Source organism: Martelella lutilitoris (assembly GCF_016598595.1).
Lineage (GTDB): Bacteria > Pseudomonadota > Alphaproteobacteria > Rhizobiales > Rhizobiaceae > Martelella > Martelella lutilitoris_A.
In genome coordinates this window covers 3,017,125-3,039,343 of sequence record NZ_CP066786.1, presented here as the reverse complement: position 1 = coordinate 3,039,343, position 22,219 = coordinate 3,017,125, and the positions used below count along the sequence as shown (strand labels likewise).

21 protein-coding genes and 1 riboswitch are annotated in these 22,219 nt (G+C 63.7%); of the genes, 9 read left to right on the top strand and 12 right to left on the bottom strand.

Features of this window, described 5'->3' with window-relative positions; translation table 11 throughout:
* Positions 1-39 precede the first annotated feature (39 nt).
* Positions 40-456, top strand: coding sequence for a MerR family transcriptional regulator (locus tag JET14_RS14630; protein WP_200334479.1), 417 nt, complete (start codon positions 40-42; stop codon positions 454-456).
* Positions 457-653: 197 nt separating this feature from the next.
* Entirely contained in the window at positions 654-1,145 is a 492-nt protein-coding gene (locus JET14_RS14625; RefSeq protein WP_246750325.1) for a GNAT family N-acetyltransferase, read from the top strand.
* Between the two features lie 12 nt (positions 1,146-1,157).
* Here JET14_RS14625 and JET14_RS14620 read toward each other — a convergent pair whose 3' ends face one another.
* From JET14_RS14620 to JET14_RS14600, 5 genes are all read right to left on the bottom strand, one after another.
* Positions 1,158-2,018 carry a c-type cytochrome gene (locus tag JET14_RS14620; protein WP_200338110.1) on the bottom strand — a complete coding sequence of 287 codons (861 nt, stop codon included), beginning with the start codon at positions 2,016-2,018 and terminating at the stop codon, positions 1,158-1,160.
* A 98-nt stretch (positions 2,019-2,116) separates the two neighbouring features.
* A complete protein-coding gene (locus tag JET14_RS14615) occupies positions 2,117-2,560 on the bottom strand; it encodes a c-type cytochrome (protein WP_200334477.1) in 444 nt (147 codons plus the stop codon).
* A 123-nt stretch (positions 2,561-2,683) separates the two neighbouring features.
* The gene (gene thiD / locus JET14_RS14610; RefSeq protein WP_200334476.1) at positions 2,684-3,484 is read right to left on the bottom strand and encodes a bifunctional hydroxymethylpyrimidine kinase/phosphomethylpyrimidine kinase; all 801 of its coding nucleotides are present in this window, start codon (positions 3,482-3,484) and stop codon (positions 2,684-2,686) included.
* Between the two features lie 151 nt (positions 3,485-3,635).
* Entirely contained in the window at positions 3,636-4,430 is a 795-nt protein-coding gene (gene thiM, locus JET14_RS14605) for a hydroxyethylthiazole kinase (protein ID WP_200334475.1), read from the bottom strand.
* 51 nt (positions 4,431-4,481) lie between these two features.
* A riboswitch (TPP riboswitch) is annotated at positions 4,482-4,576 on the bottom strand.
* A 74-nt stretch (positions 4,577-4,650) separates the two neighbouring features.
* Positions 4,651-6,147 carry a CoA-acylating methylmalonate-semialdehyde dehydrogenase gene (locus JET14_RS14600; RefSeq protein WP_200334474.1) on the bottom strand — a complete coding sequence of 499 codons (1,497 nt, stop codon included), beginning with the start codon at positions 6,145-6,147 and terminating at the stop codon, positions 4,651-4,653.
* A gap of 248 nt (positions 6,148-6,395) precedes the next feature.
* Here JET14_RS14600 and JET14_RS14595 point away from each other — a divergent pair, with 248 nt between their 5' ends.
* Positions 6,396-7,289 (top strand): LysR family transcriptional regulator, encoded by an 894-nt coding sequence (locus tag JET14_RS14595; protein ID WP_200334473.1) that lies wholly within the window; start codon positions 6,396-6,398, stop codon positions 7,287-7,289.
* Between the two features lie 6 nt (positions 7,290-7,295).
* Here JET14_RS14595 and JET14_RS14590 read toward each other — a convergent pair whose 3' ends face one another.
* Positions 7,296-7,862, bottom strand: a complete 567-nt coding sequence (locus JET14_RS14590) for a dual specificity protein phosphatase family protein (protein WP_200334472.1) — start codon at positions 7,860-7,862, stop codon at positions 7,296-7,298.
* 273 nt (positions 7,863-8,135) lie between these two features.
* On the opposite strand from JET14_RS14590, the gene JET14_RS14585 reads away from it, so the two are divergent.
* A complete protein-coding gene (locus tag JET14_RS14585) occupies positions 8,136-10,367 on the top strand; it encodes a TonB-dependent hemoglobin/transferrin/lactoferrin family receptor (RefSeq protein ID WP_246750324.1) in 2,232 nt (743 codons plus the stop codon).
* Between the two features lie 273 nt (positions 10,368-10,640).
* On the opposite strand, the gene JET14_RS14580 is transcribed toward JET14_RS14585, so the two are convergent.
* From JET14_RS14580 to JET14_RS14570, 3 genes are all read right to left on the bottom strand, one after another.
* The gene (locus JET14_RS14580; RefSeq protein WP_200334471.1) at positions 10,641-11,150 is read right to left on the bottom strand and encodes a DUF1465 family protein; all 510 of its coding nucleotides are present in this window, start codon (positions 11,148-11,150) and stop codon (positions 10,641-10,643) included.
* Between the two features lie 285 nt (positions 11,151-11,435).
* Positions 11,436-11,636, bottom strand: a complete 201-nt coding sequence (locus JET14_RS14575) for a DUF1192 domain-containing protein (protein ID WP_200334470.1) — start codon at positions 11,634-11,636, stop codon at positions 11,436-11,438.
* The gene (locus tag JET14_RS14570; protein WP_200334469.1) at positions 11,626-12,903 is read right to left on the bottom strand and encodes an MFS transporter; all 1,278 of its coding nucleotides are present in this window, start codon (positions 12,901-12,903) and stop codon (positions 11,626-11,628) included. The genes JET14_RS14575 and JET14_RS14570 overlap by 11 nt, the downstream gene beginning before the upstream one ends.
* 202 nt (positions 12,904-13,105) lie before the next feature.
* On the opposite strand from JET14_RS14570, the gene JET14_RS14565 reads away from it, so the two are divergent.
* Positions 13,106-13,264 (top strand): hypothetical protein, encoded by a 159-nt coding sequence (locus JET14_RS14565; protein ID WP_200334468.1) that lies wholly within the window; start codon positions 13,106-13,108, stop codon positions 13,262-13,264.
* A 61-nt stretch (positions 13,265-13,325) separates the two neighbouring features.
* On the opposite strand, the gene JET14_RS14560 is transcribed toward JET14_RS14565, so the two are convergent.
* Together JET14_RS14560 and JET14_RS14555 are read right to left on the bottom strand one after the other, a co-directional pair.
* On the bottom strand, positions 13,326-14,522 hold the full coding sequence (locus JET14_RS14560; protein ID WP_200334467.1) for a phosphoglycerate kinase: 1,197 nt from the start codon (positions 14,520-14,522) through the stop codon (positions 13,326-13,328).
* Positions 14,523-14,761: 239 nt separating this feature from the next.
* Positions 14,762-16,552, bottom strand: coding sequence for a potassium/proton antiporter (locus JET14_RS14555; protein WP_200334466.1), 1,791 nt, complete (start codon positions 16,550-16,552; stop codon positions 14,762-14,764).
* A gap of 173 nt (positions 16,553-16,725) precedes the next feature.
* Between JET14_RS14555 and ruvC the strand changes: the two genes are divergently transcribed.
* From ruvC to ruvB, 3 genes are read left to right on the top strand one after another with little or no spacing between them, the layout of a single operon-like run.
* The gene (gene ruvC, locus JET14_RS14550) at positions 16,726-17,238 is read left to right on the top strand and encodes a crossover junction endodeoxyribonuclease RuvC (protein ID WP_200334465.1); all 513 of its coding nucleotides are present in this window, start codon (positions 16,726-16,728) and stop codon (positions 17,236-17,238) included.
* A gap of 12 nt (positions 17,239-17,250) precedes the next feature.
* A complete protein-coding gene (gene ruvA, locus JET14_RS14545) occupies positions 17,251-17,871 on the top strand; it encodes a Holliday junction branch migration protein RuvA (RefSeq protein WP_138747967.1) in 621 nt (206 codons plus the stop codon).
* Between the two features lie 59 nt (positions 17,872-17,930).
* Positions 17,931-18,965, top strand: a complete 1,035-nt coding sequence (gene ruvB / locus JET14_RS14540; protein ID WP_200334464.1) for a Holliday junction branch migration DNA helicase RuvB — start codon at positions 17,931-17,933, stop codon at positions 18,963-18,965.
* Between the two features lie 23 nt (positions 18,966-18,988).
* Here ruvB and rnd read toward each other — a convergent pair whose 3' ends face one another.
* A complete protein-coding gene (gene rnd, locus JET14_RS14535; RefSeq protein ID WP_200338108.1) occupies positions 18,989-20,134 on the bottom strand; it encodes a ribonuclease D in 1,146 nt (381 codons plus the stop codon).
* 276 nt (positions 20,135-20,410) lie between these two features.
* On the opposite strand from rnd, the gene aspS reads away from it, so the two are divergent.
* Positions 20,411-22,210, top strand: coding sequence for an aspartate--tRNA ligase (aspS, locus tag JET14_RS14530; RefSeq protein ID WP_200334463.1), 1,800 nt, complete (start codon positions 20,411-20,413; stop codon positions 22,208-22,210).
* The last annotated feature ends 9 nt before the right edge of the window (positions 22,211-22,219 follow it).

Here is a 22,219-nt window from a genome sequence, read left to right as displayed (position 1 = left end):
TTGCTCCAGCGACTATAGGTTCAAGAGGTTTTCTGAAGCATGTTTTCCATCGGTGAGCTTTCCCGACGCACCGGCGTCAAGGTGCCGACCATCCGCTATTACGAGCAGAGCGGGCTGATTGCGCCGGCGGAACGGTCCGAGGGCAATCAGCGCCGCTACGGACGGGAGGAGGAGGGCCGGCTCGCCTTCATCCGTCATGCCCGCGACCTTGGCATCTCGCTTGATGCGATCCGCGAATTGCTGGAGCTGTCGGCCCATCCCGAAACACCGTGTGATCGTGCCGATGCGATTGCCCGCGACCACCTCGCCCTCGTGCGTGAGAAGATCGCGCGGCTGAAACGGCTGGAGACGGAACTGGCGCGGATCGCCGGTCACTGCGACGCCGACGCTGTCGGCGAATGCTATGTCATCCGTTCGCTCGCCCACCACGGCCTGTGCGCGGAGGAGCATGCGTGATTTTTCAATTGACAAGTCTGCCGTTTCGGCGCATCTGAAATTCCATGATCAAGACCGTGACCCACAACCACACGTATTTTTGGCTGTTCCGATAGGAGCGGCCGCGATTGATCATGTTCATCACCGGCCGCCAGGGGGCGGCTAAGGTGTTGAAGCAAAGTCCCCGGCGGTACTCAAAACGAAGGCCAGGGACGACAATGACCGAAGACCAAGACGAAATCTCGCTGGAACGACCCGCACTGATGACCATCAGGAAAGCGGTCGAGATCGATATTCCCCAATTGCTCGAAATGATCGGGCTTCTCGCCACCTTTCACGGCGACGTCGTGGAGGCGAGCGCCGAAGGGCTGAAGCGCGACCTGTTCGGGCCGGCGCCCTGGGTAACGGCGCTCGTCGCCGACGGCGGTTCCCAGCTTTTGGGTTATGCGCTTCTGACCCCGCTCTACCGCGCCCAGCAGGGCATGCGCGGCATGGACCTGCACCATCTCTTTGTGCGCGACGGTCATCGCAGCCACGGCGTCGGCCAGCATCTGATTGCCCGCGCGCGCGACTTCGCCAGGGCGGCGGGTTGCGCCTATCTCTCCGTCAGCGCCGCCACGGGCAACACCAAGGCGCATCAGTTCTACCAGCAGATGGAGTTTGTCGCCCGGCCGGTGACGGGCATGCGCTATCTGCAGTCGCTCGCCTGAAACCGGCCGGCCTCACTTTGCCGGCACGGCCTTCAGATAGGCGCCGATCGCCTCGAGGTCGGCGCGCGTGAGGTGCGAGACATTCTGCTGCACCTCGACCATGGAGCCGCCGACCGTATCGTAATCGGGCGTGAACCCTGTCTCGAGATAGTCGGCGATCTGACCCGCCGTCCAGTCGCCGATGGCCTTGGAACCCGGCGTGATGTCGGGGATCATGCCTTCGCCGTCCGGATTGGGCCCGCCGGCAAGCCAGTCGCTGTATTTCAGGCCGCCAAGCGCATTGCGCGGCGTGTGGCATTCGCCGCAATGGCCCGGGCCTTCCACCAGATATTGTCCGCGCATGACCTCCGGAGCGGCGTCGGCAAGCGTGACGCGCGGCTGATCTGAGAAATAGAGCCGCTTCCAGAAGGAGAGCGCCAGGCGGATGTTGAACGGGAAGGCAATCTCGTGCGGCTTGCTTGGCTCGCTGCTCTTCGGCAGCGTCATGATGTAGCCGTGCAGGTCGCGCACATCCTGGTTGGTCATGCGCACATAGGATGTGTAGGGCAGGGCGGGGTAAAGGTTCTCGCCATGGCGCCCGATGCCCTTCTTCAGCGCATTGGCGAATTCGTAAAAGGTCCAGTCGCCGATGCCATAGCCTTCGTCCGGCGAGATGTTCGGCGCGTGAAACGTGCCGAAATCGCTCTCGATCGGCAGGCCGCCGGATAGTACCAGCCTCTGGTCGCCTTCGGCGCCGGGGGCAGCATGGCAGCCGGCGCAGCCGCTCGCCCAGAAGATCTTCTCACCGTTTTGCGTATCGGCGACCGCGGCGCTTCTGAGCGCTTCGGGGTCAAGCCTGGGCGGCGTGAGCGCTACGATGAACGCCGCGCCCATGAACAGCGCGGCGATAACCAGCACTCCGATCGTGATGCGTGGATTCACGCTTCGGCTCCTTGAATACCCGTTTTCATCCCCGGCTCAGGGCAGCAGGGTCAGTTCTTGACTCGATAGATCTCGTGACAAGAGCCGCAATTGGCGCCGAGCGTCTGCATTGCCTTGCCGACGGCGGCCTGATCGGCGGGAAGGTCGGCAAGAAGCGCGGTTGCATCGGCGGCGAGCTTGTCGGCGCGGGCGGTGAAGTCGTCCATGTTCTCCCAGATCGCCGGGCTTGCTTCCGTGTCGTTCCCGGTCTTGGAATCGGCCGGGAAATGCGTCGGGAAGTCCTTGGCATGGTCGGCGATCGATGACAGCGCGCCTTCCACGACGACTGGATCGTAATCCTTCTGGCCCTTGGCGATGGCGCCGAGCTGGCCCATGGCCTGGCCGATGGCCTTCATGTCATCCTGGCGGAGCATTTGCGGGGCGTCCTGTGCCATAACCGAACCCGCGCCCAGACAGAGCGCCACGGCGCCGGCGATCAGATAGTTTTTCTTCATCGAGACCTCCTTCTCTTCTCGCCAGCAGTATATCCAGCCGCCGACGGGATGCCAGTGGGGTAAGCGGCCGCGAAAGATCAATTCGCCCTGCGCACGAAGGTTAGGCATCACTATTTGTTGAAATCACGGCCAAAGGGCATGGAAGTGATGGGTGGGGCCGTGGCCGGAGCCGACCGACAACCTATCCGATGCCGCGATCGCGCCGGCGACATAGTCCTTGGCGATGACGACGGCCTCGGCAAGCGCGGTTCCCTTGCCGATTTCGGCGGCAATGGCGCTCGACAGCGTGCAGCCCGTTCCGTGGGTGTTTTCCGTGTCGATCCGTGTGCCTTCCAGCCATCGATGGCCTTCGGCGGTCATCAGCAGGTCGGGGCAATCCTCGCCCTCCAGATGGCCGCCCTTCATCAGAACGGCCTGGGCGCCGAGCCCGCGCAGCGTATTGCCCTGGGCGATCATCGCTTCACGATTGGTCGCGACGTCTTCGTCAAGCAGGGCCGCGGCCTCCGGCAGGTTCGGCGTCAGGACGGCGGCCAGCGGCAGGAGATGCTCCTTCAGCGCCTCCACCGCGTCCTCCGGCAGAAGCCGGTGTCCGCCCTTGGCCACCATCACCGGGTCGAGCACGACCGGCACCTCGACGTGGTGGCGCAGGCTGTCGGCAATGGTGATGGCGATATTGGCGTTGGCGATCATGCCGATCTTGATGGCGCTGACGGAGATGTCGTCAAAGATCGCCGCGATCTGCTCGGCGACGAAGGCGGACGGCACCTCGTGCACGCCGGTCACGCCCTGCGTATTCTGCGCCGTCAGCGCCGTCATCGCCGCCATGCCGTAGGTCCCCCGCGCCGAAAACGTCTTGAGATCGGCCTGGATGCCGGCGCCGCCCGAGGGATCGGAGCCGGCGATCGAAAGAATATTCGCAATCATGTCTTTGCCTTCCCGATGGACGTGCGCCATCGCTGCCTGTTGGTATGTTCGGCGACGGGGCCGCCTGCGGGACATGTGGAAAGGGGCTGCCCGCGTTTCAATCGGCCGATGCCGAGGCGCCTTGCGCCGTCAGAGCCGCGCACGTCCCGCCTCACAGGAGTGTAACCCTGGCCCCGGCCTTCAGTTCCGCCGGGCCCGTTGCGGCGAGGGCGTCGAGAAACTGCACGGCGAAGGTGCCGGGGCCTTGCGCCATTCCGTGGGCCTTGCCGCCGGCGACCGCATAGAGCGCGAAGGCGGCGATCGTTGCGGAAAAGGGATCGGCCGGGCGCGTGCCGACAAAGGCCCCGACAAGGCAGGTGAGCGCGCAGCCGAGCGCGGTGACCTTCGGCATCAGGGGAGAGCCGCCCGCAACCCGCGCGGCGCGGCGGCCGTCGGTGACGAAATCGGTCTCGCCGGTGACGGCAACCACCATATTGCCCTCGGCGGCAAGACGGCGCGCGGTCTCCTCCGCCGCAAGAACGCCGTCGCCGGCATCAACGCCCTTGCCGTGTGCCGCCGCGCCGGAGAAGGCGAGGATTTCCGAGGCATTGCCGCGCAGGACGGCCGGGCCGAGATCGAGGATCGCGCGCGCGGCCTTTCTGCGATAGTCGGTTGCGAAATGGGCGACGGGGTCGAACACCCAGGGCTTTCCGCCGTCTCTTGCGCCGGCAATGGCCGCCTTCATGGAGGCCAGTCGAGCGGAGGTCAGCGTGCCGATATTGATCGTCAGCGCGTCGGCGAGCCCGGCAAATTCGCCCGCCTCTTCCTCTGCCAGAACCATCGCTGGCGATGCGCCGGCCGCAAGCAGGACATTGGCGGCGATGTTCATCGCCACATGATTGGTGATGCAGTGCACCAGCGGCGCTTTCTCGCGCATTTCGCTCAGCAGAATGTCGGCGTCCGTCATGCCGGTTTCCCTTTTGTCGTGTTCAGCGGGAAAGCCGGACGGGCCAGAGAGGAGAAGGCCCGAGTGACTCCCTCCGCCGGTATGATCCGGATCAGGTTCCAAGGGTGCTTCTCAGCCCGCTCTAGCGGGCGCCCCTGTCGCTCTTGTGACCGTTGGTATAGCAGAAAAAATCCGCCCGGTAAGGGGCGGATTGCTATTGTCCCGGGTATGCGGATGCCGCCTATTTCATCGTCGGCATGGAGAATTCTGCGCCCGAGCGGATACCCTTGGGCCAGCGGCTGGTGATTGTCTTCATGCGGGTATAGAAGCGCACGCCTTCCGGGCCGTGCATGTGATGATCGCCGAAGAGCGAGGCCTTCCAGCCGCCGAAGGAATGAAATGCCATCGGAACCGGGATCGGGACATTGATGCCGACCATGCCGACCTTGATCTTGTGGGCGAATTCGCGGGCGGCATCGCCGTCGCGGGTGAAGATCGCCGTGCCGTTGCCGTATTCGTGGTCGTTGATCCACTGGGCCGCCTCGTCATAGCTTGCGGCGCGGGCAACCGAGAGGACCGGTCCGAAGATCTCTTCCTTGTAGATCTTCATGTCGGTCGTGACCTTGTCGAAGAGCGTCGCGCCGACGAAATAACCGTTCTCATAGCCCTGCAGCTTCAGGCCGCGACCGTCGACAACGAGGTCGGCGCCTTCCTCGACGCCCGAATCGATCAGGCCGAGGATCTTGTCGCGCGCGGCCGCCGTCACCACCGGGCCCATATCGGCCTCCGGATCGGTGCCGGGACCGACCTTGAGCGCGGCGATCCGGGGCTTCAGCTTGTCGATCAGCCGGTCGGCCGTCTCGTCACCGACGGGAACAGCAACCGAGATCGCCATGCAGCGCTCGCCGGCCGAGCCATAGGCGGCGCCCATCAGCGCGTCGGCGGCCTGGTCCATGTCGGCGTCGGGCATCACGATCATGTGGTTCTTCGCGCCGCCGAGCGCCTGGCAGCGTTTGCCGCTCGCCGTCGCGGTCGTGTAGATATAGCGCGCGATCGGGGTCGAGCCGACGAAGCTTACGGCCTGGATATCCGGATCGGCGAGGATCGCGTCGACGGCCTCCTTGTCGCCCTGGACGACGTTGAACACGCCGTCGGGAAGGCCCGCCTCCTTCAGCCATTCGGCAATCAGAAGAGAGGCGGAGGGGTCGCGTTCGGACGGCTTCAGGACGAAGCAGTTGCCGCAGGCAAGCGCGACCGGGAACATCCACATCGGCACCATCGCCGGAAAATTGAACGGCGTGATGCCGGCGACGACGCCGAGCGGCTGGCGCATCGACCAGCTGTCGACGGCGGTGCCGACATTTTCGGTGAACTCGCCCTTCAGAAGCTGCGGGGCGGCGGTGGCGAACTCGACCACTTCCATGCCGCGCTGGATCTCGCCCAGCGCATCGGAATGAACCTTCCCGTGCTCGGCGGTGATCACCTTCGCCAGCTCGTCGATCCGGTCTTCCAGAATGCCGAGAAACTTGTTGAGGATGCGGGCGCGGCGCAGCGGCGTCGTTTCCGCCCAGGCCGGGAAGGCAGCCGTTGCCGCTTCGACGGCGGCGCGGACGTCGGCGCCATTGGCAAGCGACAGTTCGCCGCTCTGTTCGCCGGTTGCCGGATTATAGGTCGGGACCGTGCGGCTTCCGGAGCCTGCCACGATCGTGCCGTTGATGAAGTGCTGGATGGATTTCATGGTGGTTCCTCCGGTTTTAAAGTCGACAGGACCCGCCGTCCCCTTCAGCGTCATCCTCGGGCTTGACCCGAGGATCCACTGTTGCGGAGCGATTCCGCCTGGACCCTCGGGTCAAGCCCGAGGGTGACGCAAGCGGGACAGCATCCTGTCGCGTCTCGGTTTGACTGTCATCTGCACTCTTGCCTATTAATTTCTGCAAAGAAACAGGATAGTTTACAAATCCGTTGTGCAAAAATTATAGGACGTCGATGGACTGGGATCATTTGCGCGTTTTTCTGGCGGTCGCCCGCCATGGCCAGTTCCTTGCGGCCGCCCGGGCGCTGGCGCTTAACCATGCCACGGTTTCGCGCCGCATCAATGCGCTGGAGGAGGCGCTCGGCGAGCCGTTGTTCGAGCGCACGCCCGCCGGTTCGGCGCTGACGGAAGCGGGCGAGCGGCTGCTTGTTGTCGCCGAGCGGGTCGAAACGGAAATTCTCGGGATCGCGGAGGATACGCGAGCGCGCGGCGCGAGCCTTGCCGGCACCGTGCGCGTCGGCGCGCCGGACGGCCTCGGCACCTATTTTCTGGCCGGTGAGCTTGGTCGCCTGCAGGAGCAGCATCCAGCCCTTGTCGTCGAACTCGTGCCGCTGCCGCGCACATTCTCGCTGTCGAAGCGCGAGGCGGACCTTGCGATCACGCTCGACCCGCCGGAGGAGGGCAGGCTGGTCGTCTCCAAGCTGACGGACTATACGCTCGGCGTCTATGCCGCGCGGTCCTATCTGGAGCGGTTCGGGGCGCCGGATGACGAGCACGCGCTGTCCGGCCATGTCGCGGTGACGGGCGTGGAGGACTACGCCTATGCCTCCTCGCTGAACTATGCAAACCATCTCGGCCGGTCTGCGGGCCGGCTGTTTCGCTGCGCCGGCGTCGCCGGCCAGATCGAGGCCGTGCGCGCGGGCGTCGGCATCGGCATCCTGCATGATTTCGTCGTGCGCGACAGTCCCGGCCTTGTCAGCATTCTGCCGGATATCCGGTTCCGGCGGTCCTATTACCTGCTGTCACACCCCGATACCGGTAATCTGGCGCGCATCGCGCTGGTGCGGGCCTTTCTCACCCGGCGGTTCCGGGAGGAACGGAGCCGCTTCATCGTCGATGCGGCATAGGCTTCCTCAGCTCGGCAGGTCGAAATCCTTCTCCAGCCTTTCCCAGGTCCGGTCCATGGCCCACGGGCCAGTCATCGGAATATTGAGGTGACCGTAGATCGGGGAGAGCTGCCATTCGGCCGTTTCCTCGTCAATGCCTGCCAGTTGCTGCAGATACATGACCGCGGCCAGCCCCGTGCGGTCGGCGCCGGCCTTGCAGTGAATGAGAAGCGGCTTCTCGGCGTCGCGCATGAGCGCGAGAAGCTCCAGGCTGCGGTCGAGCGGCAATTCCCGGCTGTCGGACATGCCGAAGTCGATATGGGTGATCCCGAGCGCCTCGCTTGCGGCGACCTCCTGGTCGTACCAGTGCCGGCCCGGATGCGCGCCGCGCAGGTTGATCACCGTCTTGATGCCGTGGCGTTTGGCGTAGCCGGCCAGATCATCGGCGCTCGGCTGCGCGGAACGATAGAGCGTGCCTGCATGGACTTCATGGAAGTTGCCGGTTAGCTGCAGTCCGCCGAGATAAAGGCCCCCACAGAGAAGGACTGCTCCGGCCGTCCAGGCACTGCGCTTCAAAACGGCCTTTACGCCCATCCGCCTTCACTCCCGTGTTTCGATCGGACCACTAACGCCCGCATTTCGGCGAAACTTAGCCCGGGTGCGGCTGGATATCCACCGACATGCTGTCGCAGTGCGGAAATTATGACGAAAATCAGGCAATTTTTGTTGACAATAATACTCATGTTTTATAGCTCCTAAGCACGAGAAGCCGGCGCCTGCCGGCACAGAATGCCCAGCCAGCCAGTTCGTTTCGGGGTTTCCCGGCGTCAGCCAGCCAGGTTCTGAAGAGAACAAGAGGATTGGGTGATGCGTATGGGACTTTCCCGCACCTTCTTGCTGGCGTCGTGCACCGCACTGGCGTCGGCTGTTTTGACACATTCCGCGATCGCGCAGGATGCCACAACGGATGCAGAGGCCACGGTTCTGGCGCCGGTCAATGTGACCACGACAGGCGGCAAGGATGGCATTGCGGACACGCCGCTTGCCACGGAAACGACGCGCGACGCGCTCGACGCCAATATCGTCTCCGATTTCGGCGATTTCACCCGCGTGCTTGAGCCGGGCGTCACCTTCGTCGGCGATGATTCGGGCTCGGTCAATATTCGCGGCATGCAGGGGCCGCGCGTTTCGACCGTCATCGACGGCATTCAGCTTCCCTATCTCGATGATGCCGCGCGCGGCGATGCCGTCGGCAATATGGACAGTTTCAGCTTCGATTCGATCGCCACCATCGATATCGTCCGCGGCTCGGACTCCTCGCGCTCCGGCAGCGGTTCGCTCGGCGGCACGGTGGTGCTGCGCACGCTGGAGCCGGAAGACCTGATCGACCCGGAAAAGGGCTGGGGCGGACGCACCGGGCTGATGTATGACAGCACGGACCAGAGCATCAACGCGCAGGGCGCCTTCGCCATTCGCTCCGGCAACACATCTATGCTGTTCCAGGGTGACCTCGGCTCGGGCAGCGAGACGCAGAACCAGGGTACGGTCGGCGGTTATGGCGAAACCCGCAGCGAGCCCAATCCGGCAAGCTTTGACGAGAACAACCTCCTGTTCAAGCTGCGTCAGCAGTTCATGGGCGCCCATACGCTGGGTCTCACGCTGGAGCGCTATGACCGCGACAAGGACGTTGAGCTCCTGACCGAGCAGGGCGACACCTATGCGCAAGACGACTGGAACGGCAGCGAGATCAAGCATCGCGACCGCGTCTCGATCGACTATAATTACGAGGCGATTGCCACCGACGGCCTGTTCGACAGCGCGTTCAGCACCTTCTACTGGCTAAAGAGCGAACGTGAAAGCGGCACCAGCGGCACCCGTCTGCCGGGCGCGCGCCCGACCCCGCCCTATGGCCCCTATTCGCGCACCTCGAAGACCGATGACGAGCGTTACGGCTGGTCGGGCTGGGCTGCCAAGGGCATTGAGACCGGTTCGCTCTACCACAATTTCACCATCGGCGGCGATTTCTACTATTCGCAGACGAGCCAGTATTCGAGCGGCGAGGACAATTGCGGTCCCGGACCCTATTCGCCTTTCAGCTCCTGCAACTTCCTCCACACCAACCAGGCGGATACGCCGGATGTGGACGGCTATGTCCTCGGCCTCTACGCCCATGACGAGATCATCTTCGGCGACAGCGGCTTTGCGCTGACCCCCGGCGTGCGCTTCGACTGGTATCAGTATGACCCGAAGGAAACCGAGGCCTATACCAACAACCCGAACTACAACGGCTTGCCGGACGGGCAGAGCGACTGGCGGATTTCGCCGAAGATCCTCGCCACCTACGACCTGACCGACTTCACCCAGCTTTACGGTCAGTTCTCCACCGCCTTCCGCGCGCCGACGCCGGGCGAGCTCTATGTCGATTACGGCGGTCCGGGCACCTATCTCAGGATCGGCAATCCCGACCTCAAGCCGGAAACGAGCTGGGGCTTCGAGCTTGGCGCCAATTTCGGCGATGACGACAGTGGCGGCCGGATTTCCGCCTTCTACAGCCGCTACAAGGACTTCATCGATACCCAGTCGGTCGAGCCCGGTGATGTCGGCATCGCGCCCGGTCTCTATCCCTTCGGCATCACCCAGACCGTCAACATCGACAATGTCGAGATTGCCGGCGTCGAGGCGAGCGTCCAGCACTCGTTCATCAACAACTGGGACGTCCATGCCTCGCTCGCCTTCGCCCGTGGCTTCAACATGGATACCAACGAAATCCTGGGCTCGGTGGCGCCGCTCAAGGCTGTCATCGGCGGCGGCTACAATGACGAGACCTGGGGCGTGAATTCGAACTGGATCCTCTCCGCCAAGGTGCCGGATGGCTCGACGGCCGACTTCAAGGCGCCGGGCTACGGCATCGTTGACGTCACCGCCTGGTGGGCGCCGGAGCGCTTCGAAGGCATGACGCTGCAGGCCGGCGTCTACAACCTGTTCGACCAGACCTATTACGACGCCCTGGAACTGCAGGACGCGACGATGGACCAGCCGCAGAGCTTCTATTCGGAGCCCGGCCGGACCTTCAAGATCTCGCTGACGCAGACGTTCTGAGGTTGAGCGACGGTACGAGAAAACGAGGCCGGGCGCGAAAGCGCCCGGCCTCAAACTGCTGGCAAAGCCCGTTGAGGGAGCAAAGAGCCTGCTCCCATTCTCCGTCACCCCGACCTTGAGCCATTGGTGTCCGGTTTAGCCATCAGTCGGGTTTTCTTTTTGGTCTCCATCCTTCCACCTGCGTCAAGCCCGAGGATGACCCGGTATGGTTAGGGAGGGGTTTGTTCATCCCCGACGCCTGGGTGAGAAAAGCGTTGCCCTGAAATCCGCTCTCTATCGCCGCGCAAACGCCGTCTGCAGCAGGTCGATCTGGGCGATCACCTGGTTGTTGGCGGGCTCGGGCGTTGCATTCTCGCGCATCAGGCTTTCGTCCAGCTTGCGGATGCGGGTCTCCAGCCGGGTGGCGTGGTCGGCGAGGTCGCGGAAGCCCGGCGGCAGTTCGCTCCAGGCGGAGATCTCGTCCTCATTGCCGCCGCCGCCGAGCCTCAGCTTGCGACGCTCCTGGACCACCTGTTCGCGCGTCATTTCGCCGGAATTGAGCGAGCGCTGCAGCAGAAGCCAGGAGGCAAGCTGCATCAGGCGCGTGGTGAGCCGGATCGATTCAGCGGAATAGAGCGCTGCAGCCTTCGCGTTCAGGTGTTTCGAAGCAGCCCGGCCGGGGCCGTCGAGATAGGCGGCGGTCTCCTCGACCAGCGTCATGCCTTCGGCATAAAGGGCCTCGAACTGGGGTGAGTTGGCGGCCCGTCCCGCGAAATTGATCGGATTTGCCCCGCTACTGCTCATCTGCATACTCTGGCTACGCCGACCGCCGCGATACGCCTGTGCGGCAGGTCTTCAACAACGTCGACAACACTTATACCTGTAGCGCATTTCCGCAACCCGTTTCTTAATGAAGGGTTAATACCCACCGCCGATTGCCCGCAACGCAAAAAAAAGAGCCGCGAGGGGCGGCTCATAAGTCAAAGGGTGATGATCGGAATAAGACAGAAATCCCGACTCCGCATGGCGGATGCCCTATAACACCTTGGAAAGGTTAATATCTGTTTAACGGCCTTCGGCAAGGGCGGGTCATTTCTTCTTGAAGAAGCTTTCGGCGGTCTCGCGGCCGCTGCCCTTCTTCGAAATGGCTGCCTCGATGCGCTCGATCTCTCGGCGCAGATCCGCGACGAAGCCGTTGAGCGCCTCGACGGAGTGCTCTTCGAGGTCGGCGCCGATAACATACTGGCCCTTCGGCGGTTTGCGTTCCTCGTTGTCATCGTCAAGCGGCATGGTCTTCCCTCCTTTCCTGGTCGTCGGGGGCGTCGCGATTGGGGTTTTTCAGAGCGACGCCCTCGGTGGTGGAGACCGGCGTCGCCGCGTCCGGCATCGCCATGAAGGTGTCGCGCTCGTCCACCGGAATGGCGGCACGGATGCGCGAGCGGATGATGGCATAGACGAGGATCAGCAGATGGGCGCTCGCTGTGACGATAAACAGGGAATAGGGGCCGAATACCGTCATCACCGGGCCGCTGACCGTCGGGCCGATGATCGTGCCGATGCCGAACAGGAACAGCAGGCCGCTGGCGATCTTCACATAGTCTTCCGGCCGGGCGAAGTCGTTGGCGTGTGAAGCGGTGATCGGATAGAGCACGTTGGCCGTCGCGCCATAGATGGCGATCAGGACGATCAGCGTCGTGCTGCCGGGCCTGAGGATGAGCGTGGCGATGGCGGCGGCGGCGGCAATGCCGGCAAGTCCCGCGATCACATGGCGCCGGTCCATCCGGTCAGACAGCCGGCCGACCGGCACCTGGGCCAGCGCGCCGGCGAGAATGGCGCCCGTCACCAGAAAGGCGACCTGATTGTCCGGCAGGCCCGCGCGGGCGGCAAACACGGCCACCAGCGTGCCGAAGGCGCCGTTGGCGATGCCGGTGAGCAGGACCCCGAAAAAGGCCACCGGGGAGTTGCGGTAGAGCAGTTTCAGGTCGATCCGCACGGCCTGGAGCGGTCGCGGCGAGGCCGCGTTGGAAACCGTCGTCGGCAGCATGGCGATGCAGTAGACGATGCCGGCGACCATGAACAGGATCGGCGTGTTGGGGTTGCCGAAACCGACGGCGAGCTGGCCGCCGACGACGCCGAACAGCGTGATGCCGGTGTAGAAGGTGAAGACCGTGCCGCGGCTCTTGTTGTCGACCCGCTCGTTGAGCCAGCTCTCGATGATCATCTGCGTGCCGGCCATGGCAAAGCCGGTGGCGGCCCTGAGCGCGATCCAGGCAAACTGGTTGACGAAGACGCCGGTGATCAGCGCCACCATGCAGATCAGCGCGATGAAGCCGGAAAAGGCGCGCACATGGCCGATGCGCATGATTAGCTTCGGCGCGAACAGGCAGCCGAGCACGAAACCGGAGGCCCAGGACGTGCCGATGAAGCCGAGGGCCGTGTCGCTGTAGCCTTCCGCGGTGCCGCGTAGCGGCAGGAGAAGACCATGGAGACCGTTGCCGAAAAACAGGAAGAGCGTGCCGAGGAGCAGCGCGAAAACAGGGAAGAGATTGCGTTTCATCAAGTCGCCTGGGTGAATGAAAGTCATAGAAAGGGTTTAAGCGCAACGCGGCACGGCCCGGCTTGTTCCGGCAATATTACCACCGCGTAGCGGGAATGCACTGAAGAAATCAATCCGTTACGGGTGACGCGCCGTTTCCTGCGCGCTATGACGGGGCAAAGCTCACCACAAACCGCCCGCGACAGGGCGGACAGGGACGTTGATGGCCAAGCTGATATCGCTGCTTCTCATCGCCGCCATGGCGGTTCAGATCATCAGGCCGCTCGGCCTTCCGGGCCTGAGAAAACGCATGGATTTCTGGAAGATCGCGCTCTTTGCCTTCGCGATGACGGCGCTGGTGCTGATGATCCGTCCGTCGTGAGGCAACAAAAAGGCGGCCGCGCGGGCCGCCCCGTTCGTCATGCCATTGTCTGGCGTGACGCTTACTTCTTCAGAATGTCGACGCCCGGCAGGACCTTGCCTTCCATCCATTCCAGGAAGGCGCCGCCGGCGGTCGAGACATAGCTGAATTCATCCTTGACGCCGGCATGGTTCAAGGCGGAAACCGTATCGCCGCCGCCGGCAACCGAGGTGAGCTTGCCAGCCTTGGTCTGTTCGGCGGCAGATTTCGCGGCCGAGACCGTGGCAGCGTCGAAGGGCTCGATCTCGAAGGCGCCGAGCGGGCCGTTCCAGACCAGCGTTTCCGCCTTGCCGATCCACTCATTGACGACCTTGACCGAGCCGGGGCCGACATCGAGCATCATCGCATCGGCCGGAATGGCGTCGATGGCCACAGTCTCGTTTGCCGCATGCGCCTTGAATTCGCGAGCGACAACGCCGTCGACCGGCAGAACGATGGCGCACTCGGTCTTCTCGGCCTTCGCCATGATCGCGCGCGCCGTGTCGGCAAGATCATGCTCGCACAGCGACTTGCCGACATCGATGCCCTTGGCGGCGATGAAGGTGTTGGCCATGCCGCCGCCGATGACGAGCGCGTCGACCTTCTCGATCAGGTTTTCCAAGAGGTCGATCTTGGTGGAAACCTTTGCGCCGCCGACAATGGCGACGACCGGACGCTTGGGGTCGCCGAGACCCTTTTCCAGCGCCTCGAGCTCGGCCTGCATGGTGCGGCCGGCATAGGCGGGCATGTGGTGGCCGAGACCCTCGGTGGAGGCATGGGCGCGATGGGCGGCGGAGAAGGCGTCGTTGACGTAGATATCGCCGTTCTTCGCCAGTTCCGCCACGAAGTCGGGATCGTTCTTCTCCTCGCCCTTGTGGAAGCGGGTGTTTTCGAGAAGCAGGATGTCGCCGTCATGCATGGCCGCGACGGCCTTCTCGGCATCTGGGCCGACGCAGTCATCGGCGAATTTCACATCATGGTCGAGTACTTCCTCGACGGCCGGAACGATCAGCTTCAGCGACATGTCGGCAACGACCTGGCCTTTCGGACGGCCGAAATGGGCCATCAGGATGACCTTGGCGCCCTTGCCGGAGAGTTCGAGGATGGTCGGGGCGACCCGCTCGATGCGCGTGGTGTCGGTGACCCGGCCTTCGCTGACGGGCACGTTCAGGTCGACGCGGACCAGGACGCGCTTGCCGGTCAGGTCCGAAAGGTCATCGAGAGTCTTGAAGGCAGGCATGGATGTCTTCCTCTTTTTGCGGTTGGAAGGGCCGGCAGACCGGCGCTTCGGGATTTTTCGGGCCGGCAGAGGTCTGTCCTCGATCCTCGGCATGCCGGCCTTCGACGTCGGGTGCGAATAGCATCGCCAAAATCAATCTTGGGCGCATCGATTCCTAGTCAAAAACGCTGCTGGCGGCAATGACAGAGGTCAGAAAAGCCAAAAGGCAAAAACCGCTCCCAGGGATGCGCGGCATCGGCTCAAAGACCCTTGCGCAGCAGGCGCCGCATCGCGCGCTGCCAGAAAGGCGGGAAAAACTGCGACGCCTCCTCCTCCAAAGGCTCGCGCCAGACGCCGACGGACACCACATTATGCGCGTCGTCGGTCTCGCGCACGATCAGCGACAGGGGACCGAGATGCAGCCGGTCGGCGACTTCCGGCTTGCCGCCGAGCCTGTCCTTCATGAAGTCGGCAAGCGCCGTTTCTTCCTGGCCCGGCGGAACGACAACCTCGGGGTCGATGGCGGCAAGCTCGCGGAGCGGCCGGTCGGGCATCAGCACTTCCGTGCCGAGCATCGGCTCCTCGCCTTTCTCTCCGATCTTTTTCGGATCGGCGAAAAGCTGGTCCAGCAGATAGGACATGCCGGGCACGACGAACAGGTAGAGATAGTCCCCGGCCCTGAGGTTGCCGGCATAGAAATAGCGCATGGACAACCCGTCGCGCACGACGAGAGAGGGGATCGCCCAGCGCGGAATGAGCGCGCCCTCCAGCACCGGCGCGCCATCGGCGAGGCGATAGACGAGCAGTTCGTGCTTCGCATTGCCGGGCAGATCGATCTCGACGGTCTCCAGCGCGCCGCTCGCCCTGGGCTGAACGAGTTTCAGCAGACGGGCGACGGGGCCGAGCAGCCAGCCCTGCAGGACGAGCGAGACCAGCACCATGATGAAGACGATGTTGAAATAAAGCCCGGCATTTTCCAGCCCGTAGATTGCCGGCAGGATGGCAAGCAGGATCGAGGCCGCTCCGCGCAGGCCGATCCAGGCAATGAAATTCGTCTCGCGCGGGCGGTAGTCGAAGAAGGAGAGACAGAGCCAGACCGCGATCGGACGGGCGATGAAGACGAGGAACAGCGCCAGCCCCAGAGCCGGAACAAGGATCTCCGGAAAATTGCGCGGCGTGGCGAGAAGACCCAGGAGCAGGAACATGATGATCTGGGCAAGCCAGGTCATGCCCTCCTGGAAGCGGCGGATGGAGCCGGAATAGCGCACCCGCTGGTTGCCCGCGATGAGGCCGGCGATATAGACCGCCATGAAGCCGCTGCCGCCGGCCGCCCCCGTTGCCGAGAAGACCAGAAGCGCGACGGTGAGCACCAGGATCGGCGCGAGGCCGCGATTGAGCCCGAAGGAATTGGCGATCAGGATCGTCAGCACGCCGCCGGCAAGACCGAAGATCAGGCCGAAGCCGATCTCGCGGAAGAAATGAAGCGCCATGGTGAGCGTCTCTTCCGCGCCGGAGCCCTGCACCGAAAGCATGGAGACGAGCGTCATGGTGAGGAAGATCGCCATCGGGTCGTTGATGCCGGATTCCACCTCGAGCGTGGAACTGACCTTGTCGACCACGTGAATGCCGCCGATCCGCATCAGGAAGAACACCGCGGCCGCATCCGTGGAGGCGACGATGGCGCCGAGCAGAAATCCCTCGAGCAGGGTGAAACCGAGAATGAAGCTGGCAGCGAGCGCCACCAGGCCAGCGGTCAGAAGCACCCCGAGGGTTGCCAGCAGGATCGCCGGCGCCGCCGTTCTGCGAAAGGTCTTGAACGAGGTGCCGAAGCCCGAGTCGAACAGGATCACGGCAAGGGCGAGCGAGCCGACATAGAAGGTCAGCGCGTCATTGTTGAATTCTATGCCGAAACCGTCGGTGCCGCCGAGCAAGCCGACGCCGAGAAAGAGAAGCAGCAGCGGCGCGCCGAAGCGGTAGGCCAACGCGCTGGATAGCGCGGCGATGAGGACGAGCGCGGAAAAGACCATCACCGCGAGATAGAATGTCGTCAATCGTCTTCCCTTCCGGCCGGCGGCCGGCACGCTTTGCAAATCCCTGATTTGACAGGCCAGATAGTGCGCGGGGCCGGCTTTTAAAGTCCGGGCGGCGTGCGGCAGTCATGGATGTTTTTGTTTTGTTCACTTTTCTCTGGAAGGCTTGGGGCAACATCGATAGGGTGAGACGCATGGAAAAGACGATTCGTATTCTCGGCATCGATCCGGGCCTTCGCCGCACCGGCTGGGGCGTGATAGAGACGCTCGGCAATTCGCTGAAATTCGTCGCCTCCGGCACGGTGACGACGGATGGCCAGATGGACCTTGCCTCGCGTCTCAGGCAGTTGCATGACGGGCTTTCGGAAGTGGTTCATCAGCAGAGGCCGGACGAGGCCGCAGTGGAGCAGACCTTCGTCAACAAGGATGCGGTGGCGACGCTGAAGCTTGGCCAGGCGCGCGGCATCGCGCTTCTGGTGCCCTCGCTTGCCGGCCTGCATGTTTCCGAATATGCGCCGAACGCGGTGAAGAAGGCGGTGATCGGCGTCGGCCATGGCGACAAGGAGCAGATTCACATGATGCTGAAGGTCCTGATGCCGAAGGTTCAGTTCAAGGGCAGCGACGCGGCGGATGCGCTGGCGATCGCCATCTGTCACGCGCATCACCGCGGCGCGAACCGGATGATGAAGGCGGCATTGGCCGGATAGGAATTAGGCAGCATGATCGGCAAGTTGAAGGGCGTGATTGACGAGATCGGCGACGACCATGTGCTCGTCGATGTCCATGGCGTCTGTTACGTCGCCTTCTGTTCGGCGCGCACGCTCTCGCGCATCGGTTCGCCCGGCGAGGCGGTGACGCTGGTGATCGAGACCTTCGTGCGTGAGGACCAGTTGAAGCTTTACGGCTTCATCAGCGCCGAGGAGCGCGGCTGGTTCAACCTGTTGCAAAGCGTGCAGGGGGTCGGCACCCGGGTGGCGCTCGCCATTCTCTCCACCCTGACCGCCGGCGAGATCGCCAATGCCATTGCGCTGGGCGACAAGACGGCCGTTTCGCGTGCGCCCGGCGTCGGGCCAAAGGTCGCCACCCGTATCGTCACAGAACTGAAGAACAAGGTGCCCGCCGGGCTCTCCATGGGTGACAGCGCGGAGATTGCCTTTCGCCAGGAGGTGGGCGAGGGGGCCGCGCCTGCCGCCGTCTCGGATGCGATTTCGGCGCTCTCCAATCTTGGTTACTCGCGCGATCAGGCCGCCGGCGCGGTCTCGGCCGCGCTGAAGAAGGCGGGCGAGGGGGCAGACAGCGCCGTCCTTATCCGTCTGGGTCTGAAGGAATTGGCGAGTTGATGCCCTTTTCTCTATGCTCATGCATGGACAAGCCGGTAAAATTTGCAGTGTGAAGAATTATGAGTGACGACAACCGCCTGATATCGCCCGAGACCCGCGTCGAAGATCTCGATGCCGCCATGCGGCCGCAGACGCTGGATGATTTTACGGGCCAGGCGGAGGCGCGGGCGAACCTGAAGATTTTCATCGAGGCTGCCAAAAGGCGCGGCGAGGCGCTCGACCACGTTCTCTTCGTCGGCCCGCCGGGGCTCGGCAAGACCACGCTGGCGCAGATCATGGCCAAGGAGCTCGGCGTCAATTTCCGCGCCACCTCTGGGCCGGTGATCGCCAAGGCCGGCGATCTGGCCGCGCTCCTGACCAATCTCGAAGAGCGCGACGTCCTGTTCATCGACGAAATCCACCGGTTGAATCCAGCGGTGGAGGAAATTCTCTATCCGGCGATGGAGGACTTTCAGCTCGACCTGATCATCGGCGAGGGGCCGGCGGCGCGTTCGGTCAAGATCGACCTGTCGAAATTCACGCTCGTGGCCGCCACCACCCGGCTTGGGCTTCTGACCACGCCGCTCAGGGATCGGTTCGGCATTCCGGTCAGGCTCAATTTCTACACGGTGGAGGAGCTTGAGAGCATCATCCGCCGCGGCGCGCGGCTGATGGGGCTCGGCATGAGCGATGACGGCGCGCGCGAAATCGCCCGTCGGGCGAGGGGAACGCCGCGCATTGCCGGCCGGCTGTTGCGGCGCGTGCGCGATTTCGCCGAGGTGGCCGATGCGACCGAAGTCTCACGCATGATTGCCGACGAGGCGCTGACGCGGCTCGAGGTCGACCATATGGGTCTCGACCAGCTGGACCGGCGCTATCTCAACATGATCTGCCAGCATTTCGGCGGCGGCCCGGTCGGTATCGAGACGATCGCGGCGGGGCTTTCGGAGCCGCGCGATGCGATCGAGGATATCATCGAGCCCTACATGATCCAGCAGGGCTTTATTCAGCGCACGCCGCGCGGAAGGGTGATGACCGCCACCGCCTGGAAACATCTCGGTCTCAACCCGCCGAAGGAAATCGACCAGTTCCGGCTGTTTGACGAGGGCGAGTAGCGCTCTGGGACCAGAGACCGGCCTCAGACCGCGATCATCTCCACCTTCTTCTCGACGAAACGCAGCGCGACCTCGCCGTTGAGGAGTTGCAGGGCCGGCTCGCCGAAAAGCTTGCGCCGCCAGCCTTTCATCGCTTCGACGTCGGCCTTCTCGCCCTCCGCCGCGATCCTGTCGAGATCGTCGGAGGAGGCGATGACGCGGGCGGCGACCTGGTTCTGCTCGGCAACGATCTTGAGCAGGACCTTCAGGAGTTCGGCGGCAGCGGCGGCGCCTTCGGGCATTTGCGGCTGGCGCGGAATGCGCGGCAGGTCCGCCTTCGGGATCGCAAGCGCCGTCTTGACCGCCTCCATCAGGCCGGAGGCCGGCTGCGAGCGTTCCCAGCCCTTGGGGATCATCCGCAGTTTGGCGAGCGACTGCGGCTCCGTCGGGTGCTGCTGGGCGATCTCGTAGACGGCATCATCCTTCAGCACGCGTCGTCGCGGCACGTTGCGCTCGCGCGCTTCGCGTTCGCGCCAGGCGGCAACTTCCTGCATCACGGCGAAATCGAGCGGCTTCTTGATCCGGAGCTTCAGCCGAGTCCACGCCTGTTCGGGCGGTAGATCGTAGGTCGCCGGCGATTCCAGGATCGCCATTTCCTCGTCCACCCAGTCGGTCCGGCCCTCGCGGGAGAGTTCTTCCTTCAGCTTCAGGTAGACATCGCGCAGATGGGTGACGTCGGCCAGCGCGTAGGACAGCTGCTTGTCGTCGAGCGGACGGGCGCGCCAGTCGGTAAAGCGCGAGGACTTGTCGATATGGGCGCCCGTCAGCCGTGAGACGAGCTGGTCGTAGGAGATCGAATCGCCGAAGCCGCAGACCATGGCCGCCACCTGCGTGTCGAACAGCGGCGCCGGCAGCAACCCGCCCATATGATAGACAATCTCGAGATCCTGGCGGGCGGCGTGGAACACCTTGACCACGGACGGGTCGGCCATCAGTTCGAAGAACGGCTTCAGGTCGATGCCCCTGGCCAGCGGGTCGACGAGCACCTCCATGTCCGGACTTGCCATCTGGATCAGGCAGAGTTCCGGCCAGAACGTGCTTTCGCGGATGAATTCAGTATCGACGGTGACGAATTCGGATCTGGCGAGCTTGGCGCAGGCCTCTTCAAGTGCGGCAGTGGTTTCGATCATCAGGACATATCGGTCGTTGGGTTTCGCCATCTTTCCTTGGCCTTTAGGGCGGTGATGTCAAGGCGCGACGGAAAATGCCGGAGGGAAAACGCCGCTTGCGGGCCTCTTGCCGGCGGTAAAGCTTGCTGTTGCGCCCCCGATGTGGTTTAGCAGCGTCCAAATGGGCTTTGCCTTGACAAAGAGGGCCTGCCATGCGCTTTTCCGCCGGAATTCACCCGCGAAGCCCGGCGCGGAATGCCGCCTGCCTGCCTTCCAGAACCTTTTACGGATAAGACTATGCACCGCTATCGCAGCCATTCCTGTGCCGCCCTCAAGAAGTCCGACGTTGGCCAGACCGCCCGCCTTTCCGGCTGGGTGCACCGCGTGCGCGACCATGGCGGCGTGCTCTTCATCGACCTGCGCGACCATTACGGCATGACCCAGGTGGTCGCCGATCCGGATTCGCCCGCCTTTTCCAATGCGGAGAAAGTGCGCGGCGAGTGGGTGATTCGCGTTGACGGCAAGGTGCGCGCGCGCACCGAAGAGACGGTGAACCCGAACATGGCGACCGGCGAGATCGAACTCTACGCCGAGGAAATCGAGGTCCTGTCGGCCGCCAAGGAATTGCCGCTGCCGGTCTTCGGCGAGCCGGAATATCCGGAAGACCTGCGCCTGAAGTACCGCTTCCTGGATCTCCGCCGCGAAACGCTGCACGCCAATATCGTCAAGCGCACCAAGATCATCGCCGAAATGCGCAGGCTGATGGGCGAGGCCGGCTTTACCGAATATTCGACCCCGATCCTGACGGCCTCCTCGCCGGAAGGCGCGCGCGACTTCCTGGTGCCGAGCCGTATCCACCAGGGCAAGTTCTACGCCCTGCCGCAGGCGCCGCAGCAGTACAAGCAGCTGCTGATGGCTTCCGGCTTCGACCGCTATTTCCAGATCGCGCCCTGCTTCCGCGACGAGGATCCGCGCGCCGACCGCCTGCCGGGCGAGTTCTACCAGCTCGACCTGGAAATGAGTTTCGTTGAACAGAACGACATTCTGGAAACGATGGAGCCGGTGCTGCGCGACGTGTTCAAGGCCTTTGCCAACGGCAAGCCGGTCACGGAAGAATTCCCGCGCATCCCCTATGATGTTGCCATGCGCAAATACGGTTCCGACAAGCCGGACCTTAGAAACCCGATCGAGATGGAAGCCGTGACCGAGCATTTCGACGGTTCGGGCTTCAAGGTCTTCGCCGGCATGATCGCCAAGGATCCGAAGGTCGAGGTCTGGGCCATTCCCGCCAAGACCGGCGGCTCCCGCGCCTTCTGCGACCGGATGAATTCCTGGGCGCAGAGCCAGGGCCAGCCGGGTCTCGGCTACATCTTCTGGCGCAAGGAAGGCGAGGACGTCACCGGCGCCGGTCCGCTCGCCAAGAATATCGGCCCGGAACGCACCGATGCGATCCGCGCGCAGCTTGGCCTGGAAGACGGCGATGCCTGCTTCTTTGTCGCCGGTCGTCCGGACCAGTTTGTCCGCTTTGCCGGCGAAGCCCGCACCCGCGTGGGCGACGAGCTGGGCCTGACCGACAAGGACCGCTACGCGCTGTGCTGGATCGTCGACTTCCCGTTCTACGAATGGAACGAGGATGAAAAGCGCATCGACTTTGCCCACAACCCCTTCTCCATGCCCCAGGGCGGCATGGAAGCGTTGAAGGCTGCGGACGGCGACGAAGGCCTGCTGGCGCTCAAAGCGTTCCAGTACGACATGGTCTGCAACGGCTTCGAGATCGCTTCGGGCGGCATTCGTAACCACTCGCCGGAAACCATGGTGGCCGCTTTCGGCCACGCCGGCCTCGGCGCTGATGTGGTGGAAGAGCGTTTCGGCGGTCTCTATCGCGCCTTCCAGTACGGCGTTCCGCCCCATGGCGGCATGGCTGCCGGCATCGACCGCATCGTGATGCTGCTCGTCGGCGCGAAGAACCTGCGTGAAGTCACGCTGTTCCCGATGAACCAGCAGGCGCAGGATCTTCTGATGTCCGCCCCCGCCGAGGCGAGCCCGGCGCAGCTGCGCGAGCTTGGCCTGCGCATCCTACCGCAGAAGAAGGACTGAGTTCTTCTG

Bases quoted from the DNA above. Each gene is read 5' to 3' on its own strand.
- JET14_RS14630 (WP_200334479.1), top strand. From the start codon at position 40: ATGTTTTCCATCGGTGAGCTTTCCCGACGCACCGGCGTCAAGGTGCCG.
- JET14_RS14625 (WP_246750325.1), top strand. From the start codon at position 654: ATGACCGAAGACCAAGACGAAATCTCGCTGGAACGACCCGCACTGATG.
- JET14_RS14620 (WP_200338110.1), bottom strand. From the start codon at position 2,018: ATGGGCGCGGCGTTCATCGTAGCGCTCACGCCGCCCAGGCTTGACCCC.
- JET14_RS14615 (WP_200334477.1), bottom strand. From the start codon at position 2,560: ATGAAGAAAAACTATCTGATCGCCGGCGCCGTGGCGCTCTGTCTGGGC.
- thiD (WP_200334476.1), bottom strand. From the start codon at position 3,484: ATGATTGCGAATATTCTTTCGATCGCCGGCTCCGATCCCTCGGGCGGC.
- thiM (WP_200334475.1), bottom strand. From the start codon at position 4,430: ATGACGGACGCCGACATTCTGCTGAGCGAAATGCGCGAGAAAGCGCCG.
- JET14_RS14600 (WP_200334474.1), bottom strand. From the start codon at position 6,147: ATGAAATCCATCCAGCACTTCATCAACGGCACGATCGTGGCAGGCTCC.
- JET14_RS14595 (WP_200334473.1), top strand. From the start codon at position 6,396: ATGGACTGGGATCATTTGCGCGTTTTTCTGGCGGTCGCCCGCCATGGC.
- JET14_RS14590 (WP_200334472.1), bottom strand. From the start codon at position 7,862: ATGGGCGTAAAGGCCGTTTTGAAGCGCAGTGCCTGGACGGCCGGAGCA.
- JET14_RS14585 (WP_246750324.1), top strand. From the start codon at position 8,136: ATGCGTATGGGACTTTCCCGCACCTTCTTGCTGGCGTCGTGCACCGCA.
- JET14_RS14580 (WP_200334471.1), bottom strand. From the start codon at position 11,150: ATGAGCAGTAGCGGGGCAAATCCGATCAATTTCGCGGGACGGGCCGCC.
- JET14_RS14575 (WP_200334470.1), bottom strand. From the start codon at position 11,636: ATGCCGCTTGACGATGACAACGAGGAACGCAAACCGCCGAAGGGCCAG.
- JET14_RS14570 (WP_200334469.1), bottom strand. From the start codon at position 12,903: ATGAAACGCAATCTCTTCCCTGTTTTCGCGCTGCTCCTCGGCACGCTC.
- JET14_RS14565 (WP_200334468.1), top strand. From the start codon at position 13,106: ATGGCCAAGCTGATATCGCTGCTTCTCATCGCCGCCATGGCGGTTCAG.
- JET14_RS14560 (WP_200334467.1), bottom strand. From the start codon at position 14,522: ATGCCTGCCTTCAAGACTCTCGATGACCTTTCGGACCTGACCGGCAAG.
- ruvC (WP_200334465.1), top strand. From the start codon at position 16,726: ATGGAAAAGACGATTCGTATTCTCGGCATCGATCCGGGCCTTCGCCGC.
- ruvA (WP_138747967.1), top strand. From the start codon at position 17,251: ATGATCGGCAAGTTGAAGGGCGTGATTGACGAGATCGGCGACGACCAT.
- ruvB (WP_200334464.1), top strand. From the start codon at position 17,931: ATGAGTGACGACAACCGCCTGATATCGCCCGAGACCCGCGTCGAAGAT.
- rnd (WP_200338108.1), bottom strand. From the start codon at position 20,134: ATGATCGAAACCACTGCCGCACTTGAAGAGGCCTGCGCCAAGCTCGCC.
- aspS (WP_200334463.1), top strand. From the start codon at position 20,411: ATGCACCGCTATCGCAGCCATTCCTGTGCCGCCCTCAAGAAGTCCGAC.